The organism is Lentimicrobiaceae bacterium (genome assembly GCA_020636745.1).
In the GTDB taxonomy this organism is placed as follows: Bacteria; Bacteroidota; Bacteroidia; order Bacteroidales; family Lentimicrobiaceae; genus Lentimicrobium.
The window spans coordinates 348322-369261 of sequence record JACJXH010000001.1 but is presented as its reverse complement, the minus strand read 5'-3'; the positions used below and the strand labels follow the sequence as shown (position 1 = coordinate 369261).

The window sequence follows — 20940 nt, the reverse complement described above, 5'->3', positions numbered from 1 at the left end:
ATTTGAAGGCTATTTATTTTGCAGCTTCTGATAAATAGAATCAGCAATCAGCTTGTTCAACTGAGGATTGTAATGAGTAAGATCAACATAACAATCAGGACAGATACGCTGCACATCTGAAATATCATAGAATAAATCATATCTCCCCTCTCTAATATATGATTGAATTACAGGGGCGACAGCATTAAAATTACGGAATAATGGTGTTTCTTTACGGGCAGCATGGTTTTTCCAGAAAGGATTATTGTCAGATAAAACTCCCAACGGCTGGTAAAACACAAATGCTTTAAACCCATATGCCTCGCTTATTTTTTTCAGAAACTGGTTATTTGCCTTGTACATTTCATCGAGTTTCCAAACCATATAATTTAAACCGGCAGAATCGACTTCATTATACGGACTTCGGAGCAACATTTGTGCAAAATGGTTTTTGGGATCTTTATTGTATAGATTTTCAGCATCATACACATTGTCATATCTCGTCCATGAAACTTCTGTCGCTACATTATTTTCGTCATTTTCATTTAAAACAGACCAAAGCAATTTTACAACGGGCAGCTTTCGAAGAAAAGAGGTTTCTTTTACGCGAGTGGCTATATTGTAGTCGCTGGTATAGGCACTTTTAGCTAAAGCTGGAGTTTCAAGAGGGTGAAAATTGGTTTCAACCATACGGATTAAATCATTTAATCCGTCAATAAAAACAACTGCAGAGGGCTGGTAGCCTTTGCGCAACAGAAGGAGCATTTTATCAATTTCATTGGACTGGTGATATGCATGTACACCAAAATTGATGTATGTTCCGGATGAGTCAATTTTATTGAGAAAGGCAGTAATAGTTTCATTATCGCTTACACCTTGTCCAAATGTGGTAGATCCCCCGAAGACCCAAACTGCCCCATTGATTTTCTCCCTGACATTTCGAGGCGTAACTTCCTGATCAAATCTTACTCCCTCATAACCAACATTATAATGTTTTGACTCCTGCACACGCTCCATATATTCTAAAACCGGATGATTAGCATAGGGGCTGGTAAGAAGAAGCAACTCTTTGATATCCTCATCGGACTTGTCCGGATAAATATTTCTTAAAAAGCCGATAGAATCAATGAGTAAATCCTGAGGAGCATAAAAATAGGAGGTGTCTGCCTTTATTTCCTGCGTTTTTTTAACAAAGAAAGCTGCCACTGCATTAATGACCAGGAAAAGAACAATCATATTAAACACAATCACAGCCATATCATGGTATTTTTTACCTGCCCATGACAAAAACCCGTTCTTTTTCCGAATAAGAACAATACCGGAAACAACCATCAGCAGACTGATCATCAATAAGACGACCAGCACTGAAGTTGAAAAAGCCCCCCCTCTGACAAATTGAAGCACAAAAGGATTAACAATGAGACCTATGGCCACAAATAATGAGCCGGCCACAATATATATCCGGGAATTGTTTTTATTTTCCATCAGAATCAATCTAGTTTAAACTCTTCTTTCCAGTTAACATCATTTCTGAGATCCTGTTGCTGCTTTTTATCAAAAATATAATTACCCATAACCAGATAGTCAATTTCAGTTCTCATAAAGCAGCGGTAGCCATCATCAGGAGTACAAACAATGGGTTCACCTCTGACATTAAAACTGGTATTAACGATAATGCCGTATCCGGTTTGTTTTTTAAAATCGTTAATAACCTGCCAGTAGCGTGGATTCACTTTTTTGGAAACACTTTGCAAACGTGCAGAGTAGTCAACATGTGTAATTGCAGGCACATCAGATCTTAAAAAATACAGCCTCTCAGAGAGATTCTGATTGTGATAGCCTTCAGGAAGCGGAATGCGGCGGCTTTCAACTACCGGAACGACAAGCAACATGTATGGCGAAGGTCTGTCGAGTTCAAAGAATGCTGAAACATCTTCTTCAAGCACAGTGGGGGCAAATGGTCTGAACCCTTCACGGTATTTAATTTTCAGATTCATTTTCTTCTGCATATCAGGGCTTCTGGCATCACCAATAATCGACCGGTTGCCAAGAGCACGCGGGCCATACTCCATTCGGCCCTGAAACCAGCCAATAACTTTCCCATCGGCAATATGCCCGGCAACTCTGGCTGATAATTCATCAAAATTTTCGTAATGCTCAAATTTCGCATTGTATTTACGGGCAGTGCGTTCAATATCGAGGCCTGAAAATTCGGGGCCCAGGTATGCGCCCTGCATAGCATCAGGATCGGTTTCGGGCGTTCTCTCCTTGCCAGCCCATATGTGCCAGGCAGCCAGTGCAGCTCCAAGAGCACCACCCGCATCACCAGAGGCAGGCTGAACCCATACATCGTCAAATAAACCACTGGCCAATAGTTTCCCGTTGGCCACACTATTGAGCGCCACACCTCCGGCCATAACCAGATTTTTACTTCCGGTAAGCTCTTTGGCTGTATTGGCCATTTTTATCATAACTTCCTCAGTTACCTGCTGAATAGCCAGTGCCATATTCATATATGGCTGTGTTAACAGCACTTCTTCAGGGCGCGGTGGTATACCAAATAAAGCTTCCCATTTACGGTTATTGGTCATTGTAAGCCCTGTGGCATAATCAAAATACTCCATATTGAGTAAAACAGAACCATCCTCTCTGATGTCAACAAGTTTGTCAAGAATAATTCTTTTAAACTCGTGCGTTTCAGACGAATCAGGATTGCCATAAGGAGCCAGGCCCATTAATTTGTATTCACCGCTATTAACTTTAAACCCACAGTAGTAAGTAAATGCAGAATAAAGCAATCCAATAGAGTGCGGGAAATGAAGTTCACGCAATATCTCAATATTTTTCCCTTTTCCATGTCCAATTATGGCAGTGGCCCACTCTCCAACTCCATCGAGTGTAAGAATGGCTGCATCGTCAAATGGTGAAGGATAAAAAGCACTGGCAGCATGCGATAAATGATGTTCTGGGAACAAAACCGGCACTTTGTGGCCTTTGGTTCTGCCTAAACGGTCAAGTTCCTTATTAAGCATATCCTTCATAAAGAGTTTCTCTTTAATCCAGACAGGAATAGCCGATTTAAAACTCAACAATCCCTTAGGCGCAAATGCATGATAAGTTTCAAGCAAACGCTCAAATTTAATATAGGGCTTATCATAAAATGCCACAGCTTTTAAATCGTTATATGAAATGCCCGCTTCATCCATAACATACCTGGCCGCATGATAAGGAAACCCGGGATCATGCTTTTTACGGGTAAAGCGCTCTTCGTGGGCAGCCGCAATGATTTTCCCATCGATGATTATAGCTGCTGCACTATCGTGATAATAGGCAGAAATTCCTAAAATTGCTTCTGACATAGAAACTAGTTTTGCACTGATTTAAAAAAGAGTGTAAATAAAAGGAGCAATTGCAGAACCACTGGTTAAAACAATCAAAACTCCAAACAATAGTAAAACCAATATTACAGGAAGAAGCCAGAATTTTTTTCTGACTCGTAAAAATGACCACAGGTCTTTGATAAATTCCATAATACAAATTTTTCGGTTAGTAAGGTTTTTCGATATCTGAAGCAGCAAAAAGATGATTGCGAATTTTCATAACAGTGCCAGTACCTTTCTTAAACTGCCTGAGTTTAAGAGAATCGTAGCCAAAAGCTCTTCTGACTAATGCAACCGGTACAACAATGAACGTGAAAACAACCGACAAAATCAGTTGTGACATAAAAGTTCCCAAAAGATGGGAAAAACCAAACCAAACTATTGCCAACGGGTAAAACCATCCGGGAAAGATCATAACCACAAGTAAAACAGGTAATGACAGTTTATAGAAAAGTATATTTCCTGTCAAAAATCCTGCAAGCAGCAAAATCAACATCATGGCAAGTCCGGTATCCTTAGATTGCTCTTTTGTAATATTGGCAGCAAACGCCTTAATACTTCCGTTTTTAGATTTTGACATAATTCGCTTATTTCAAAAATTAAAAAATTAAACCAACTGATTTTCTGTTAAACCACTCCGGACGGCCATAAAAACCCGGCAGACGTTTTATCATCTGCCAATTAACAAGCCCATGAATTAAAATGTTCAAAGCCAGCATTAATGTACAGTAATAAAAAATTCTACATAGTAACAAATTGTATATTCAGCAACTTAAATCCAACAAGAAGCCTTATCAAATAAAGCAATCAGTAATATATTTGCATGATACCATCGGTTAAACTTCATTAATAAATGCATGACAACATTTACCACAATTCACCTCCAGCGATGAGTTTTATTCATTCACTGTTCAGAAAGAGTACGTTACTACATTAAAAAATTCATAAATTGTGCTAATTATTGTTGTACTTACTGAAATAATTATTTTGATTAAAAATGAACAATAGTCCTTGTTTTGCATTAATAACATGAAATATAACAAACAGAGCAATCACCTGAAAATATATTATAAACGCCCCCCTGAAGGACAAAAATCTGACACTTAAAAAATAAATATATGGTAGTTGGCTTTTACATAACAAAAATTGACCAAAAAGAAGGTGGAATATACCAATATGCTTTATATTTACTTAGAATGCTTATAAAATGCGAAGAAATCAAGCAGGTAGTGCTGTTTCATTCAGCAGGTCAAATTGATGATTTGAAGACATATATTGACAACCCCAAGGTTAAAAGTGCAATTTACAATCCTGATGGCAGGATTAAAAAATTCAGGCGAAAATTGGCCGAGTTTTATTTAACACGGTATTATTTAAAAAAACATAAAAGTGAGTTTCCCCTGTTACTTTACAAATTTTTAAGTCCTGAACGACAATATCTGAACAAATTCAAAATTGATTTTCTACATGTTCCTAAACAACACGCTCCGGCATACCGTCTTCATTTCCCTGTAATCATTTCAATGCATGATGTACAGCAATTTCACTTCCCCGAGTTCTTTACACCGCTTGAAAGAATTTACAAATCAATTAATTACTACATCAGTATTTCAGAAGCCGAACATGTAATAGTATCGTACAATCATGTAAAAAATGATTTGTTGAAATATTTTGAGAGTGTTAAGAACAAGGTTACAGTTTGTCCGGTGCCCATTGATGAAGACTGGGCCGCCGACACACCTGAAACGCCTGCTGAAGAGCTCAGAGAAAAATATCAGATTCCGGAAACATTTATCCTTACACCCGCTGCAACCTGGGAGCATAAAAATCACATATCAGTACTTGAAGCTCTGCTCCTTTTGAAACAGGAAGGCAAAAAAATATTTTGGGTTTCTACCGGGCATAAAACCAGCTTTTACTCCAAACTCGAAGAAAAAGTTGAAAAAATGGGACTAAATGACCAGGTTAAATTCACAGGAGTTGTTCCTGATGCCGACTTAAAAGGTCTGTACAGAATTGCTAAACTGGTAGTTATACCAACACTTTATGAGGCAGGGTCGGGGCCATTAATAGAGGCTATGCGCTATGGCACACCTGTTATTTGTTCAAATGTAACCTCATTGCCTGACACAATCGGATGTAATGATTTTATGTTTGATCCTCTGGACAAATCAAGAATTGCTGAGCTTATCAGGGAGGCATTGAACAATGACGATTTTTTGGAGAAAAACAAGGCTAACAGCATCAAACGAATTCAATCACTCACCGTAAATAATTACCAGAAAGAATTCATCTTCGCTTACAGACAAGCAATTTCTGCCAAACCAATTCAATGAAGCGTACTTTATTATCTTTCATTAAAAACCCGGTAATGATGACCTGGATGTCATACCTGACACAGCTGGGCAGTGGCATTTTTGTTCTTCCATTAATTCTCATCAAATTTGATTCAGTTGATGTCTCATTCTGGCTATTGGTCACAACGCTTATCGGGCTGGCTACACTTGCCGATTCGGGTTTTGGTCCCACACTTATCAGAGCAGTATCGTATTTTAAAGCAGGCGCCGACACACTTCCGGAAAACGAGGAAGATTACCTGGCCAAAGAATCAATCATTGATAAAAAAATCAATTACAATCAACTTGTAGTCCTGCTGAAAACATCGGGCCGCATTTATATGATTATCAGCATTATACTAATTGTGCTTTTACTTACGGCAGGAGTGGCTCTCATCTGGAACATTATGGACATGGCCGGCCACAGGCAATATCTGTGGATTTCATATGCCTTACTTATGGCCAATGCATACTTTCTGCTTCTCACTATCAGGTACTCCTCTTTTATGCAAGGGCTTGACTATGTTGCAGAACTGGGTGGAATTAACAGTTTAATTGGCGGAATAAAAATTACTGTTTTTATCATTTTGCTGATTGCCAATGCCGGAATTGCTGCATTAATGGCCTATATGCTGTTTGAAACCGTTGTCAGATTCCTTATAGTCAGAAACTTTGTAAGATCCTGGTTTAGCAACAATGGTTACAAAATTGACAATAAACCTGTTTTTGACCGTCCCATATTCAGGGTAATCTGGTCATCAACCTGGAAACTGGGAGGTATTTTCTGGGGAAACTATATGATAAATTATGGCAACTCAATCATTATTTCTCAGGGCAACAATCCGGCAATGATTGCGAGTTTTCTTTTTACCCAGCGTATAGTAAACTTTATCAGAAACATTTCGCAGGCTCCCTTCTATGCCAACGTACCGAAAATTTACAATCTTACTGCCCAAAAGAATAATATAGTCTTAAAGCTGAAAACCTCAGAATACATTTTTTCCAGCTTGTTTATTCTTGCTTTTGCACTCCTGGTATTCGGATTAAGCGGAAATCAGCTTTTAAATGTACTAAATGTTGAAACCAGACTGGTACCGCCTCTTATTCTTTTTATCATGAGTATTACTGTGCTCGCCGAAATGCATGCCGGATTTCATTCCAACCTTTATATTTCGACCAATGAAGTTCCTTTTTTATGGCCCACATTGATCAGCGGAGTATTAATTCTGGTGATGGGCTTTATGGCTATGCCCGTGTGGGGAATATTGGGAATAGTACTGGTGCAGTTTGTTGTTCAGTTGTCTTTCAACAACTGGTATCCGGTTTACCTCTCATTAAGGTTACTTGACTGGCCTTTAACCCGTTACCTTAAAGATGTAAATACTTTTGGATTTACATTTTTAATCAAAAAAGCAACATTGCGCAAGTAACTGCAGGCTAACCTCACAAATAAGCGTTTGAAACTTTAAGTCTCCAGAACTGAATGAATCAACCACAAATAAAATGTATAAAATGCAACAAACACAACTGACCATTTCCCATTGGAATAAATTAAAACAAGTGAAGGCCTGAAGTTTTAATAATTGCTTAACTTCACAACTTAATTCTTACCGAACTCAATGACACCAAACATCCATCCTCTATTTTAAATTTATGTTTAAGAAGCTGATTGTTATATACATAGCACTTGCCTCACTCAGCTATTTTAACTTTGTTTATCTGGGTGACAGCCTGGTGAAGTTAATTGAGCTTTCAGGAATAGGTTTGATGATATTAACGATTGTTCTTTCTCTTATATATGACAAAGGAGAAGGCTTTATACTAAATTTCAGATATCATGTATATGCCATATTCATAGCGGTATTTCTTAGCATGTTCATGGCGTATCAGGGGCACGGGCAGAGCTTTAAGATTACGCTGGTAGCTCAACGATTTATGTATTATTACTTGTTTTATTTTACGCTTCACGCCCTTAAAATTCCAACCCGGTTTATTATTCATCTTATAATTGCCATTTCCATCATTCATGCTTTTTTCTACATTGTTCAATTTTTTGCTTACCCAAATGTACTTTTTAATGTTAGAATAAGTGAAGACAGGGGGACTTTGCGCATATTTCTACCCGGGTTCTCTTACATTATCATTACCTATTTTTATTCGCTCAAAAAGTTTTTTGAAGAATACAAATTCTTTTACCTGGGCATTCTGATGCTATTTTTATCCATATTTGTTTTAATGGGTACACGGCAAGTCCTTTTTACAATAGCACTTCTCACCATAGCTTTTATTTTACTTAATAAAGAGATTAAATCTAAGTTCCTTCTGGTAACGCTGGTATTACTCAGTTTTATTCCTGTCTTTTTTATATTTCAGGATATTTTCATGCAACTCTTTGCAGTTACCAAAGAGCAGGGCAGTCAATCAGATGACGACATCCGTGTTCGCTCAGCCACGTTTTTCCTTACAACTTTTAATCCCAATCGGTTTGCCTATATAGTTGGAAACGGAGTGAGCAGTCAAAATTCAAATTATGGCGTTCTGGTTCAGTCTTATAAGGACTATTTAGGTTTTTACCAATCAGATGTAGGCCTCATCGGTGAATATTCCCGATTTGGAATCCTGATGGTTCTGACAATTATAGCCACCTTTATTTCAGTACTTAAAAGCAAACTCGGCTCTGAATATACCTTCTTAAAATACCTTTTCATCAGCATGTTGCTTACGCTGTTTACAGGCTCAAGTGCTTTTGGCACCAGCGATTCAATAGTAGCCCTATGCTTTGTTTTCTACTTTATTGATGTGCACAAACATGATCAACAATTTAAAGAAACCGATGAGGAAGAAGAAACAGAAGAAGAAATTTCAACAGAAGGAGTTCCATAATCTTCCGGGGTTCCTGTTAACAATCTTCAATCAAATATAAATCAGCACTGCTGAATGTTATAAGCCGTCATGGATTGAACATTTTGCTGTTTTTTTCATTTACTGATAAAACGCTATTTTCTATGAAGATTGCCTATGTAACAATTTATGACGCCTCAGATGTTCACAACTGGTCAGGGACCGGCTTGTTTCTTTCAAAATCTTTAATAAGGCAAGGCGCTGATTTAGTGTATATCGGGTCATTAAAAACCCAAAACAATCTATATCACCGCCTTAAGGGAAAAATACTGAAAAAACTTTTCGGTAAAAACTATCTCCCCGACCGACAGCCAGGTGTTGCAAAAAACTATGCCCGGCAAATTGAAGCCCGACTGGCAGAATTGAAGCCAGATATAGTGTTTAGTCCGGGCGCTGCTGCACTGGGCTATGTGAAGACAAAAATTCCGATGGTTATTTACACTGACGCCACTTTCAGACCAATGGTCGGATACTACGAGAAGTTCAGCAACCTGTGGATAAGTTCTTATAAAAACGCTGAAAAACTGGAACAAAATGCCATCAACAATGCGTCTTTGCTGTTTTATTCATCAGATTGGGCAGCACAATCAGCCATTGAATTGTACCATGCCAATCCTGAAAAAGTCAAGGTCATTACTTTTGGTACAAACATAGAGAATACGAATGATGCAGATAGCGTTCAGAAATACATCAGCGGACGAAGTACCGAAAAATGCACTTTGTTATTTATGGGTGTTGACTGGATAAGAAAAGGCGGGGCCTTATCGTTAAAGATTGCTCAAAGACTTCATGAACAAGGGTTTCCAGTAGAACTTCACATTGTAGGCATTAAAAATCTTCCTTTGGAAACCATCCCTTCATTTGTAAATTACCATGGCTTTGTAAGTAAAGCAACTGAAGAGGGCCGTCAAAAACTCGACCATCTGCTTAAAAACAGCCATTTCCTTATTTTACCAACACAAGCCGACTGCACACCCATGGTTTTTGCCGAATCTAACTCCTATGGGCTTCCCTGCATCACAACAGAAACAGGAGGAATTCCTACTCTGATAAAAAACGATGTAAATGGCAAACGATTTCCGTTAGATGCCCCGGTTGATGAATATGCCGATTATATCAAAACAACATTTTCAAACCGATCAAAATACGAACAACTGGCTCAGTCATCTTATCGTGAATTTGCCACGCGTTTAAACTGGGATGTAACCGGAAAAGCTATGATGAAAGAGTTTGAAACCTTGCTGAAAAAAGAAACAAGCTCCTAACCCACCACCAGGCATCCTGAATTCACCCACACACGCACGTTTAATTTGCAGATGCAAAACCAAAATAAAACAGGGTTGCTATAGCAGCATATTGACTAATCATCAAGAAAATTCAAACAACAGCAGGCTTCATGTGTTTATGTTGACAGCACAGAGCACAGCGTAAAAGCTTATTTAAACAGAGCAAAAAATTATTTTAACCTGCAAAACATATGATTCATTTTCTCATTCCTCTCCGTTCAGCCCAAACCACTTCTGACTGGCCCAAGATTCAGCATCTGCTGAATTTAACACTTGCGTCAGTTTTTAATCAAACAAGTGCTGAATTTAAAGTAATGATAGCCTGTCACGAAAAACCTGATATCAGCAGCGAATTTGCAAGCAGGGTAAGTGTATTTCAGGTTGATTATCCAGCCCCTGTTACGTCAGAAGAACAAATGATTGACAAATATTACAAAAAGCGCCTGATGATGAAGGAAATGCAGCAATACCAGGGTGGATATGTAATGTTCACTGATGCTGACGATCTGATTAGCAACCGGCTGGCCGCATTTGTTCACCAGGAAGCCAATAACAATAATGACGGTTGGTATTTTGAGAATGGCTATGAGTTTCATTACGATAAAAATCTGGCAAAGAAAGCTCCAAAATTCTACAGAGTTTGCGGTACCAGTTATATCATACACTTTAAACCATCCGAATTACCTCAAACATGGGAATTTAACGGTTATAAAAGAGAAAACCGATACCTGTTTGATCACGGTCATAACGAATGGCTTACGAAATTTCAGGAAGCGGGAAAAATACTCAAGCCGCTTCCTTTCAGAGGAGCCATGTATGTGATTAACACAGGTGAAAATTACATGGCTGGCTCCACTGGCTTTAAAAGACACATCCTGCGATGGCTTACACCCGGTAAAACACCTGACAACCAACTAAAAGCTGAATTTAAAATTCCTGAAATCCCCCAATAACCCCTGCTTATGGATAACTCAGAAAAAGCGGCATTTATCATTCCTGTTTTCAATAAATACAGCTTTACTGAAAAGTGTTTGTTGAATCTGCAGCCCTTTAATTCAAAATTTGACATTATTGTGGTGGATGATGGTTCGTCTGACGAAACCAGCACGCGCATATCCGCCGATTTTCCATGGGTTCATTTGTTAAAAGGCAATGGGAATCTTTGGTGGAGCGGCTCCATCAATAAAGGAATGGAATATGCTTTCAGGCAACTGTACAGCACCTATGTCATCTGGTGGAATAACGACATTATTTGTGCCAGCGACTATATGGAACAGGTTGAACTTCTTACAAAACTATATGGGCCACATACTGTTCTTGGTTCAAAAATATATATTTCCGGCAAAGAGAATATCATCTGGTCAATGGGAGGTTTCTTCAACAGAATAAATGGTGATAAGGACATGTTTGGCCTTAACCAGCCTGATTCAGAAGAATACTGCAAACCATTCAGTGCCGACTGGCTCCCTGGAATGGGCACCATTATCAGCCGGGAAATTTTTAACAAAACAGGGCTGCTGAATGAAACTGATTTTCCACAATATCACGGCGATAGTGACTACACGCTCAGAGCCCTTTATGCCGGATTTAATATAGTAGTTCATCCAAATCTGAAAATATGGAACGACAAAAGCAGTTCAGGATTAATGCACAACGGGCATTGGAGTAAACTTTACGAATCCCTCATCAGTATCCGTTCAAACTACAATGTAAAGAAGGAACTGAAATTTTACAAATTACACGCTCAATCCATTAAAGCATATCGTGCACTGCTGTTGAAATATTCGAAATACATCGGCGGTTTCCTGAAATGGAAATTACTAGGCCTGTTCAAAATAAAAAAGCAGCATTAATAAATTCAGCAATCAAACATGGGAGAAAAAAAATTAAATGCTTACATCTATCCAAATACCAAAATAAGGGTAAACAAAGAGTTATACAATCCTTATATTGACGATTTGGTGCAGGCTTTTGGAAATTACTTCCACTTTTTAAATGCTGGCGACAAAACAAACAAAGGCATATTAAACATGCTTTTTTACTTTCGCCGCACCGATATACTTTTCCTGAACTGGATTGAAAACCTGCCCGATAAACGATTCGGAACACTTCAATCTGCATTATTTATTCTGCTGCTTTATGCCTACAAACTCTCCGGCAAAAAAGTAATCTGGACAGTTCATAATAAAGAATCGCACAATAACAGGGGGCAATTTATGAAAAACCTGTTTTTCAGGCTTCTCCCTTTAAAAACTGATAAAATGATCACCCACTCCACCGAAGGAATCACTTATATTGAAACCATAGCTCCGGGAATGGGTCATAAAGTAATGTATTTCCCACATCCTGTTAAAAACCGGATGAATCTCAAAAAAAACAATCAACCCACAATTGACATACTGATATGGGGGACCATAGCAGAGCACAAAGCTATTGATAAATTTCTGGCCTATTTGTATGAGCAAAAATTGGAGAACAAATATGCCATACACATTATTGGCAAGATTTACTCCCCTGATTATGCAGATGTTATAATGAAATATGCCAACGACAAGATTATCATTGAAAACCGTTTTGCGACACAGTCTGAGTTGTCTGAATTAATTAATCAATCGTCGATAATACTTTTTACTTACGAAAGTAAATATGTTTTAAGTTCGGGTGTATTAATGGACACAATCGCACAGGGCGGTTTTTCGGTAGGCCCCTGCACAGGAGCATTTTCGGACCTTGAAAAGGAAGGTATTGTAAAAACCTTCAGTTCGTATCCTGAACTTATCAGTATCATAAATGAAAAAACCAATGCTCCCTCGGTTTCAAATGACATTTTTACCAGCTTTATCACCCGCTATAGCTGGGACAATTTCGCCCGGGCATTCCACCATCATCTGAATTCCCCCAACGCCATATCTTCAAAAAAAAAGCCATGAAATATGTAATTGTTATTCCTGCAAAAAACGAAGCTGAAGGCATTTCAGTTACCATTGACTCTATTCTGAGCCAAACCCTGCTTCCTGAAAGTGTGCTTGTACTTGATGACGGTTCAACTGATCAAATGCGCAGTGTAATCGAACATTACATGGCTAAATCGTCATTGATTCAATATTATTTTAATGAGCAGAGTGAAACAACCTACGTGCTTGGCGGAAAAATTGTAAAACTATTTCTAAAGGGCAAATCGCTGATAGACAGTCAGAACATTGAATACGACTTCATTGTAAAAATGGATGCTGATATTCGGTTTGGCCCGCAGTTTATGGAGGCCATTGCCCTTAAAGTCAAGTCCGACAACTTTGGGATTGTATCCGGGACTCCATTTGCGATTGAAAATGACCGTAAAGTTTTCATTATCAGTCCAGAATGGCATACGAACGGCGATTTCAAAATATATAACAGGAAATTTCTTGAATCATCTGAAAATTTTCCCAAAGACCTCGGGTGGGATTGCGCCGATAACTTGCTGGCTATTGAAAAAGGATTCTCGACTGCAGCTTTCAGAGATATCAACTACGAACAAAACAGGCCCATTGGCAGATTTTCATCTAAAAAAGGCAGAAAAAGGCAGGGACTGGGAGCTTATAAGCTTGGATATAGCTGGAGCTATTTAACACTTAAAGTTCTGCACGATTTGGTTAAACCGCCTTTTATCACAGGATCGTGGTTTTATCTTTCAGGATATTTTGAAGGCAAACTAAAAAAAATGCCCAAAACGGTTAACCATAATCAGCAAAAATTACTGCGCAAGCTTATGTGGCAAAGTTTCAGTCAACGATTAAAAAACAGAAATTTCTTTATTTTCCAGCTTTTTTCAAACACATCACAATCAGGAAAAGCATGAAACAGAAATTCTACTTCGTCCACATTGATTTGCTTAATACCCGGGAGGCGCTTGAAACCTGCTCAACCTTGCTTAAAGGGCCTAAAAGCAGCACCCTCTTTTTTATAAATGCCCATTGTTTTAATATTGCAGTCCGCAACAAGCAATATTACAATTCATTACAACAGGCCGACCTGCTTCTGAACGATGGTATTGGCATGAAAATAGCAAGTTGGTTTGCAGGTATCCGTTTTAAAGAAAATATGAATGGTACTGATTTTATTCCTAAATTAATTGACCAGGCTCATTCAATTTCTACAAGTGTTTATCTGCTTGGAGCTAAACCGGGGATAGCATCCATAGCTGCTGAAAAAATAAACAATCGGGCAAAAAGCAAGCTTGTTGTTGGTTATAGCGATGGATATTTTAATCAAAATCAGGAATCCGAAATCATTGATTCGATCAGGCAAAGTAAGGCTGGTTTGCTGATTTTGGGAATGGGTGTTCCCATGCAGGAATTGTGGATAAGTGAGCATATCCATAAACTGCCTGACGTAAAACTGGCAGTTGCAGGTGGTGCCATTATTGATTTTATGTCAGGCAACATCAAAAGAGCTCCCAGGTGGATGCAAACCTCTGGTCTTGAATGGTTTTACAGATTTCTTCATGAGCCAGCCCGGCTCTTTAACAGGTATTTTATCGGAAACTTTGTGTTTTTTGCAAATATTCTGAAATTCTCATTGAGCAAAAGCCGGGATCGGCACTAACTTTTTCTCAGCATCAAAGAATTGCTTAACAAGGAGAACAACACTAAACCTAACTATGGCCATCTTGCAGGTTCTTTATTTTCAATGATTGTTCCCAATATCTTTAAATAGCATGCAAATAATGAACAATTCACAAGCGGCACTGTTTTTGTTTTCTCCGAACTGAAACAATACATAATGGGTCTTCCAAAAATCTCCATCGTTACGCCATCTTTTAATCAGTCAAGATTTCTTGACGATACCATTCATTCAGTATTGGATCAGAATTATTCTAATCTTGAATATGTAATTATTGATGGCGGAAGCACTGATGGTTCGGCAGATATCATTAAAAAACACGAAGACAGGCTGCATTATTGGACAAGTGAAAAAGATACAGGCCACGGGAATGCAATCAATAAAGGTTTCTCAAAAACCAGCGGAGAAATAATGGGTTGGATTAACAGTGACGATAAGCTAACACCCTGGTCATTAAATGTGGTAGCTGAAATCTTCAACCTTTTTCCTGAAGTTGAATGGATTGTTGGCTTTAATTCGTGGTGGAATGAAAATGGAGCAATGACAAACGCTTCGCGTGTGCCAAAAAATATTTATGATTTTTTGCTAGGAAAATATGGCTGGATCCAACAAGAATCTGTTTTCTGGCGCCGGAGTCTCTGGGAAAAAAGCGGTGGATTTATCAATGAAGACTACAAATTCATGGTTGACGGAGAACTATGGACAAGATTCTTTTTACACAGCGAACTATACTCAGTAGACTGCATTTTAAGTGGGTACAGATTTCACTCAGAAAATCGGGCAAAAAACTACTATGATACCTGTATTAACGAAATGGACACAGCCATCAATATCATGAAAACTAAATGTTCATCTGATATCATTCATAATTACAAAAAGCTCAGGTTTGTCAATCGTTTAGTTGGCAACTCTTTTCTTCATGAATATCCCGTTTCTAAAATGATAAGTAATTACTTTATTCCAAAAACCTTTGCAGCCGCCGCATACAAAAATATCTACTATGATAATGGCCGCTGGAATGCCAGAAATCTACCATTCACTCTATAACTTTTACTGCCATTTTACATAAGACTTGCTAAGTTTAGCTAGTCAGTAATAATGCCTTCTTTTTATGGGTAAAAAAATAATTGTCAATAGCAATAAATCAGTCAATGCTATATAGAAAAAGTTTACATTTGAATGTATTCAATTGATTGTAAGGCAAAAGGAAAGATTCACACCTCTTTTAAATCAGAAAGAGAAATGAACGCAAACCACCTCTTGGCCCAAAAGGAAACTCAGAAATTTCTGAATGGCAGCATTAGCAACATACCCGTATTGATTTTAATCAAAAAAAATTAAACAATGCTTGTTTGTAATTGTTAAAAACTACGACTAAACAAGTTACAGTCTGTATGCCCTGACATTAATCTAAAAACAGACCTCAACTAATGATAAGCGAACGCGAAGATTTAGGAAGCCGAATATTTGGAATTATCATAACGATAGTTTCAGTATTTGCTTTTATCGGAGCATTTCAGTTTATTCGCATATACTTTAGCGGGGCAGTTTCATACAACAGCCAGTATTTAACATTGGGCATGTTTATCATCCCTCTGTGGTACCTGGGCGTTTACCAAACCAATCTCACCAAATTTTACAGGGCCAAAGACTCAATCGTCATTTTGATTGAGAGCTTGCTGTTTGTAGCCACCGGCACCGGATTTCTCGCATTGCTGATGATATTGCTGAATCTAAAACAGATAAACAGTGCAGTTTTAATTGCATTTGCTGTAATTGATTTTGTGCTGTTGAATATCATCATCATGCTTTCATACCGCTACCATAAAAATCTCCTTGACAAGGGGATGAACACGCGTAATATTATACTGATAGCAGACCAAAACTGTGTAGACTTCATTGAAAGACTTTACCTCCATAAAGAATGGGGATTCAGAATAATGGCCATTATTTCGGATTCCGAATTAATTTCAGAAGTATTTGGGAGCAGGGTTAAAGTGATACAACAAACCAAAAGTCTGCCATGCCTCATCAAATTTCATGTAGTGGATGAAGTTTTGTACTGCCGCAACGACATAAATCAGGAAGAGATCAAGAAAATGGTTTACGCCTGTGAAGAAATTGGGGTAATTTTCAGGATGCAGTCGTCATTTTTCCACATGTCGGCTACCAAAACCTTTTTAAGTTATTTTGATGATGTCCCTTTTTTGTCATTCATGAACACACCAGCCAACAGGGTTGCTCATCAATGGAAATTTGTAGTTGATTTAATTGCTGCCTTTTTTATTTTGCTGATATGGTCACCCGTGTTATTGATTTTGGCAGCCATCATAAAATTAACATCAAAAGGCCCGGTAATTTTTAAGCAAAAGCGCATCGGACTCAGGGGACGTGAATTTAACATTTACAAGTTCAGAACAATGGTTCAGGACGCTGAAAAGCTCAGGGAATTGCTTGAAGCGCAAAACGAAATGGATGGCCCGGTTTTTAAAATTAAGAATGACCCCAGAGTAACTGCCATCGGGCGTTTTATGAGAAAAACAGGGCTTGATGAAGTTCCACAGTTCTTTAACGTACTCAAAGGCGACATGTCGCTGGTTGGACCCCGGCCACCACTGCCCAAAGAGGTAAAACAATATGAACGCTGGCAGCTCAGACGACTTTCCATGCGTCCTGGCATAACATGTATCTGGCAAATTGCGCCCAATAGAAATAACATTTCATTTGAAGAGTGGATGAAACTCGACCTTCAGTATATCGACTCATGGTCTTTTAAAATGGATATCTTACTTTTAATTAAAACCGTTCAAACGGTTGTCAGAGGCTCAGGACAGTAAAACAAGCCCTTGCAACAAACCAATAAACACTTGTTTTTCAGTCATTAACAATATTTTTTATCTTTACCAATAAACATCAAAACGCCAAACAGTTAAAAAAAATACTGAGCAATCAGACAAGAGTTCAAACAAATTTAATTTAAGTAAAAAGATGAATAACAGTATCAAATCCCGTTCACTCCTGATATTTATGCTTGCCATGCTCACATTGGGTTCATGCGTGCCTCAGGAAAAACTGAAATATGTTCAGGACGAAACAACAACCATCCTTAAATCGGAGTACAACCACGCCCGGCCCATTAAACGAATTCAGCCTTTCGACAATCTTTACATTAAAGTGCTGAGCATAGAAGAAGCCACGGCCAGAATATTCAGCAATGAAAGCAACCTCACGGGCGGGCTTAACATTAACCTGATTAGCTATACGGTTAACGAGCAGGGAAATATTGACTTCCCTTTTGTCGGAGAAATTAATGTCAACAATTTAACCCTCAAGGAAGCCAAAGAAAAAATTGAGAAGGAGCTTAGCCAGTATCTGAGCAACACATCCATCACAATCAAATTTGTCAACAGCAACATCACCGTATTGGGAGAAGTGAAAAACCAGGGAGAATTTCCGTTTTTTAAAGACCAGCTTAACATATTTCAGGCCATTGGATTTGCCGGGGGTATAACAGATTACGGCGACAAAAGCAAGATTACCCTGGTGAGAGAGAAAAATGGAATAATCCAGTATTATTCAGTAGATTTAACCGATAAAAACATTGTAGAAACAGACTTTTTTTATCTCCAGCCTAACGATATAGTTATTGTAGAACCTATCAAAACCAAATTCAGAAACCTGCGCACTTTCACATATTCCACACTACTGGCAACAGCCACAACTCTTGTAACCATCTTGTACTTTTTCAGATAAATAACACCATGAAAAAATCAGAGGAAATATTTCAGCAAAAAACAGACTACAAAGACCTGATATTTAAATTAATAAGATATAAATACTGGTTTGTAATTTCTGCTGTTCTTGTTTTGGGTGCAGCTTATCTGTTTAACAAAACAGCAACCACAATTTTCAGAAACCAAACTGTGCTCCTGCTTAACGACGACGAGAAAAACTCATTTCTGACATCGCAGGATATCATGAAGGGTTTTGGCATGTTTGCAGGCAACAAGAATATTGAGAACGAACTTGGAGTTCTGAATTCATTTACTTTAATCAATGATGCTATAGTTGAGCTTAACCTTGAAAGCAGCATTTACCAGGAAGACTACAAATATGGGAATCTTCTTAAGTATGAATTTTTTCGCCGCGATAAAGAAATATACCCCAACCCTCCCATAAAAATAAGTATTGACAAATCCAGTGTTCAACCGATTAACTTTCCTTTTAACTTCAGAATACTGAATGACAAGGAAATAATGATAGACGCTTTTGGTCTGAATGTACCCATATACGACTATTTGCAGGAGGATGTCATATTTTTAGCTGACACATTCAGAATCAAAGGCATCTATAAATTCGGAGAAGAAATAAAGGGTAAAAATTACAGTTTTAAAGTTCATTTGGCCAACAACAACGCCATAAACGAATGGAAAGACCAAAAAGCCTATTTTGCCTTCAATAATCTTAACGACCTTACGCTACAATACCTCCGCTCTATTTCTGCAGTGAACACCTCAAAAACATCATCATTGGTTGAAATATCAATGGTAGGTGACAACAGGTATAAAATAACGGACTTTTTGAATACACTATCAAACGCCTATCTTGAGCGAAATCTGGAAAAGAAAAACCGGATAGCTATCAATACGGTTAAGTTTATTGACAGCCAGATAACTGAAGTATCTGACTCGCTCACCTATGCCGAAAGCAAACTGCAGAATTTCAGAACATCAAACAGGGTAATGGACTTAAGTTTCCAAGGGCAAAAATCATTTGAAAAGATGAATGAACTTGAAAATCAGCGCGCTATACTTATCATGCAAAAAAAATATTATGATTATATCAGCGAATATTTTGATAAAAACCGCGACATGTCTGATTTGATTGCCCCCTCTTCAATGGGAATTCAGGAGCCACTTTTAAATCAATTGATATCGCAACTGATCACTTTAAATTCAGAAAGAACAAATTTGCTCAACAGGGGCAACACCAAAAATCTGTTTCTGAACAATATTGAGATTCAGATTGCCAACTTAAAAAAGACCATTCAGGAGAATATAACCAACAATAGGGCCACTACAAATATTGCACTTCAGGACATTGAAAACAGGACAGCCAAGATATCCAGTGAGATGTCGAGGTTACCATCGACTGAACGACAACTATTTGGCATTGAAAGAAAATTTAAGCTTAACGACGCCATTTACACTTACCTTTTGCAGAAGCGTTCTGAAGCTCAGATAGCCCGCGCCTCTAATGCTCCTGATTACGAAGTCATAGATCCGGCCAGGCACGTGACCAGTAGCATTGTTTTTCCCAAGAAAAAACTCAACTACATCATTGCTTTACTTGCTGCACTTGCTATTCCGTTTATCATTATTCTGATAATGGACTTTATGAACATGAAAATTTCAAGTAAAAAGGAAGTAGAATCACTAACAAATTTCCCTATACTTGGTCATGTATTTCACAACGAGAGCAAGCAAAAAATTGTCATATCCGATGCCGCTAACTCTCCAATATCTGAATCATTCCGAAGTATAAGAACCAATTTACAGTTTTACACAAAAGGTATTGACAAACAGGTTATTCTGGTAACATCTTCATACAGTGGCGAAGGTAAATCATTTGTTTCCCAGAATTTAGCTTCAGTTTTTGCCTTATTTGGGAAAAAGACACTCTTAATAGGATTTGATTTACGAAGACCGAAACTGTATCAGGATTTCAACTTATCGAACAAGACAGGCATGAGCACAACGCTCATTAACAAGGCTGCCATTCCCAATATCATACAACCAACGCACATTCAGAACCTGGACTATATTTCAGCAGGGCCTGTACCACCTAACCCGCTTGAATTAATAGCTTCAGAGCGAACCGATGAAGTATTTGCCGAACTCAAGGAAATTTACGATTACATCATTATCGATTCACCTCCTGTTGGAGTAGTATCTGATGCTTACCTGCTGATGAAATACTCTGATGTTAACATTTATGTTGTCAGGCAAGGATACACGCACAAAGAAGCTTTCCTGAATAACACCAAACAAATGCAACAAAAAAACATCAAACATGTGAGTGTTGTAATCAACGACGTAAAAGCCAGGGGAATGATGTATGATTATGGTTATGAATACACTTATTATAACGAGGAAAATCAAAAATCATTTCTTGATTTTTTCCGCAAAAGCCAAAACAAGAAAAAAAGCAAGTCAACAAAAAAATAGATAACTTCATCTGTGTTTTTATAAAAGCCTTCTCAATTGAGTAAGGCTTTTTTTATGTAGACAAATTCCCCAATACGGGGAATGATTTGACCCGAAAATCCTCTATCCTATTAAGACTAATTTTAAATTACTAAATCTATTTAAGCACCTGATTAGCTCAATTCGTTACCCTGCCCGCCTGTACATCTGCCTTAAGTTTAGAGAAGACCAATTTTTGAAAAAAGAGGAT

At 38.1% G+C, this 20940-nt stretch carries 16 protein-coding genes; 13 read left to right on the top strand and 3 right to left on the bottom strand.

The window, feature by feature from the left end; translation table 11 throughout:
• Positions 1-9: 9 nt before the first annotated feature.
• From H6541_01455 to H6541_01445, 3 genes are all read right to left on the bottom strand, one after another.
• Positions 10-1464, bottom strand: a complete 1455-nt coding sequence (locus H6541_01455; GenBank protein ID MCB9014429.1) for a hypothetical protein — start codon at positions 1462-1464, stop codon at positions 10-12.
• Positions 1465-1469: 5 nt separating this feature from the next.
• Entirely contained in the window at positions 1470-3338 is a 1869-nt protein-coding gene (locus H6541_01450; GenBank protein ID MCB9014428.1) for a carbamoyltransferase, read from the bottom strand.
• A gap of 187 nt (positions 3339-3525) precedes the next feature.
• Positions 3526-3939, bottom strand: coding sequence for a hypothetical protein (locus H6541_01445; protein ID MCB9014427.1), 414 nt, complete (start codon positions 3937-3939; stop codon positions 3526-3528).
• Positions 3940-4477: 538 nt separating this feature from the next.
• Between H6541_01445 and H6541_01440 the strand changes: the two genes are divergently transcribed.
• The 13 genes from H6541_01440 to H6541_01380 all read left to right on the top strand — a co-directional run bounded on the left by H6541_01440 (position 4478) and on the right by H6541_01380 (position 20711).
• Positions 4478-5695, top strand: a complete 1218-nt coding sequence (locus tag H6541_01440; protein ID MCB9014426.1) for a glycosyltransferase family 4 protein — start codon at positions 4478-4480, stop codon at positions 5693-5695.
• Positions 5692-7125: a hypothetical protein gene (locus H6541_01435; protein MCB9014425.1), complete on the top strand. Its 1434-nt coding sequence runs from the start codon at positions 5692-5694 to the stop codon at positions 7123-7125. Before H6541_01440 ends, H6541_01435 begins: the two co-directional genes overlap by 4 nt.
• Positions 7126-7348: 223 nt before the next feature.
• Positions 7349-8578: a hypothetical protein gene (locus tag H6541_01430; protein ID MCB9014424.1), complete on the top strand. Its 1230-nt coding sequence runs from the start codon at positions 7349-7351 to the stop codon at positions 8576-8578.
• Positions 8579-8700: 122 nt separating this feature from the next.
• On the top strand, positions 8701-9861 hold the full coding sequence (locus H6541_01425) for a glycosyltransferase family 4 protein (GenBank protein ID MCB9014423.1): 1161 nt from the start codon (positions 8701-8703) through the stop codon (positions 9859-9861).
• Between the two features lie 212 nt (positions 9862-10073).
• Positions 10074-10835, top strand: a complete 762-nt coding sequence (locus tag H6541_01420; GenBank protein MCB9014422.1) for a hypothetical protein — start codon at positions 10074-10076, stop codon at positions 10833-10835.
• A gap of 9 nt (positions 10836-10844) precedes the next feature.
• Positions 10845-11735, top strand: a complete 891-nt coding sequence (locus tag H6541_01415; GenBank protein MCB9014421.1) for a glycosyltransferase family 2 protein — start codon at positions 10845-10847, stop codon at positions 11733-11735.
• Positions 11736-11753: 18 nt separating this feature from the next.
• Positions 11754-12812 carry a glycosyltransferase gene (locus tag H6541_01410; GenBank protein ID MCB9014420.1) on the top strand — a complete coding sequence of 353 codons (1059 nt, stop codon included), beginning with the start codon at positions 11754-11756 and terminating at the stop codon, positions 12810-12812.
• Positions 12809-13720, top strand: coding sequence for a glycosyltransferase (locus tag H6541_01405; GenBank protein MCB9014419.1), 912 nt, complete (start codon positions 12809-12811; stop codon positions 13718-13720). Before H6541_01410 ends, H6541_01405 begins: the two co-directional genes overlap by 4 nt.
• A complete protein-coding gene (locus H6541_01400; protein MCB9014418.1) occupies positions 13717-14466 on the top strand; it encodes a WecB/TagA/CpsF family glycosyltransferase in 750 nt (249 codons plus the stop codon). The genes H6541_01405 and H6541_01400 overlap by 4 nt, the downstream gene beginning before the upstream one ends.
• 177 nt (positions 14467-14643) lie before the next feature.
• Positions 14644-15531 carry a glycosyltransferase gene (locus H6541_01395; GenBank protein ID MCB9014417.1) on the top strand — a complete coding sequence of 296 codons (888 nt, stop codon included), beginning with the start codon at positions 14644-14646 and terminating at the stop codon, positions 15529-15531.
• Between the two features lie 383 nt (positions 15532-15914).
• Positions 15915-17321: a sugar transferase gene (locus tag H6541_01390; protein MCB9014416.1), complete on the top strand. Its 1407-nt coding sequence runs from the start codon at positions 15915-15917 to the stop codon at positions 17319-17321.
• A 151-nt stretch (positions 17322-17472) separates the two neighbouring features.
• A complete protein-coding gene (locus tag H6541_01385; protein ID MCB9014415.1) occupies positions 17473-18237 on the top strand; it encodes a polysaccharide biosynthesis/export family protein in 765 nt (254 codons plus the stop codon).
• An 8-nt stretch (positions 18238-18245) separates the two neighbouring features.
• Positions 18246-20711, top strand: coding sequence for a polysaccharide biosynthesis tyrosine autokinase (locus H6541_01380; GenBank protein ID MCB9014414.1), 2466 nt, complete (start codon positions 18246-18248; stop codon positions 20709-20711).
• The last annotated feature ends 229 nt before the right edge of the window (positions 20712-20940 follow it).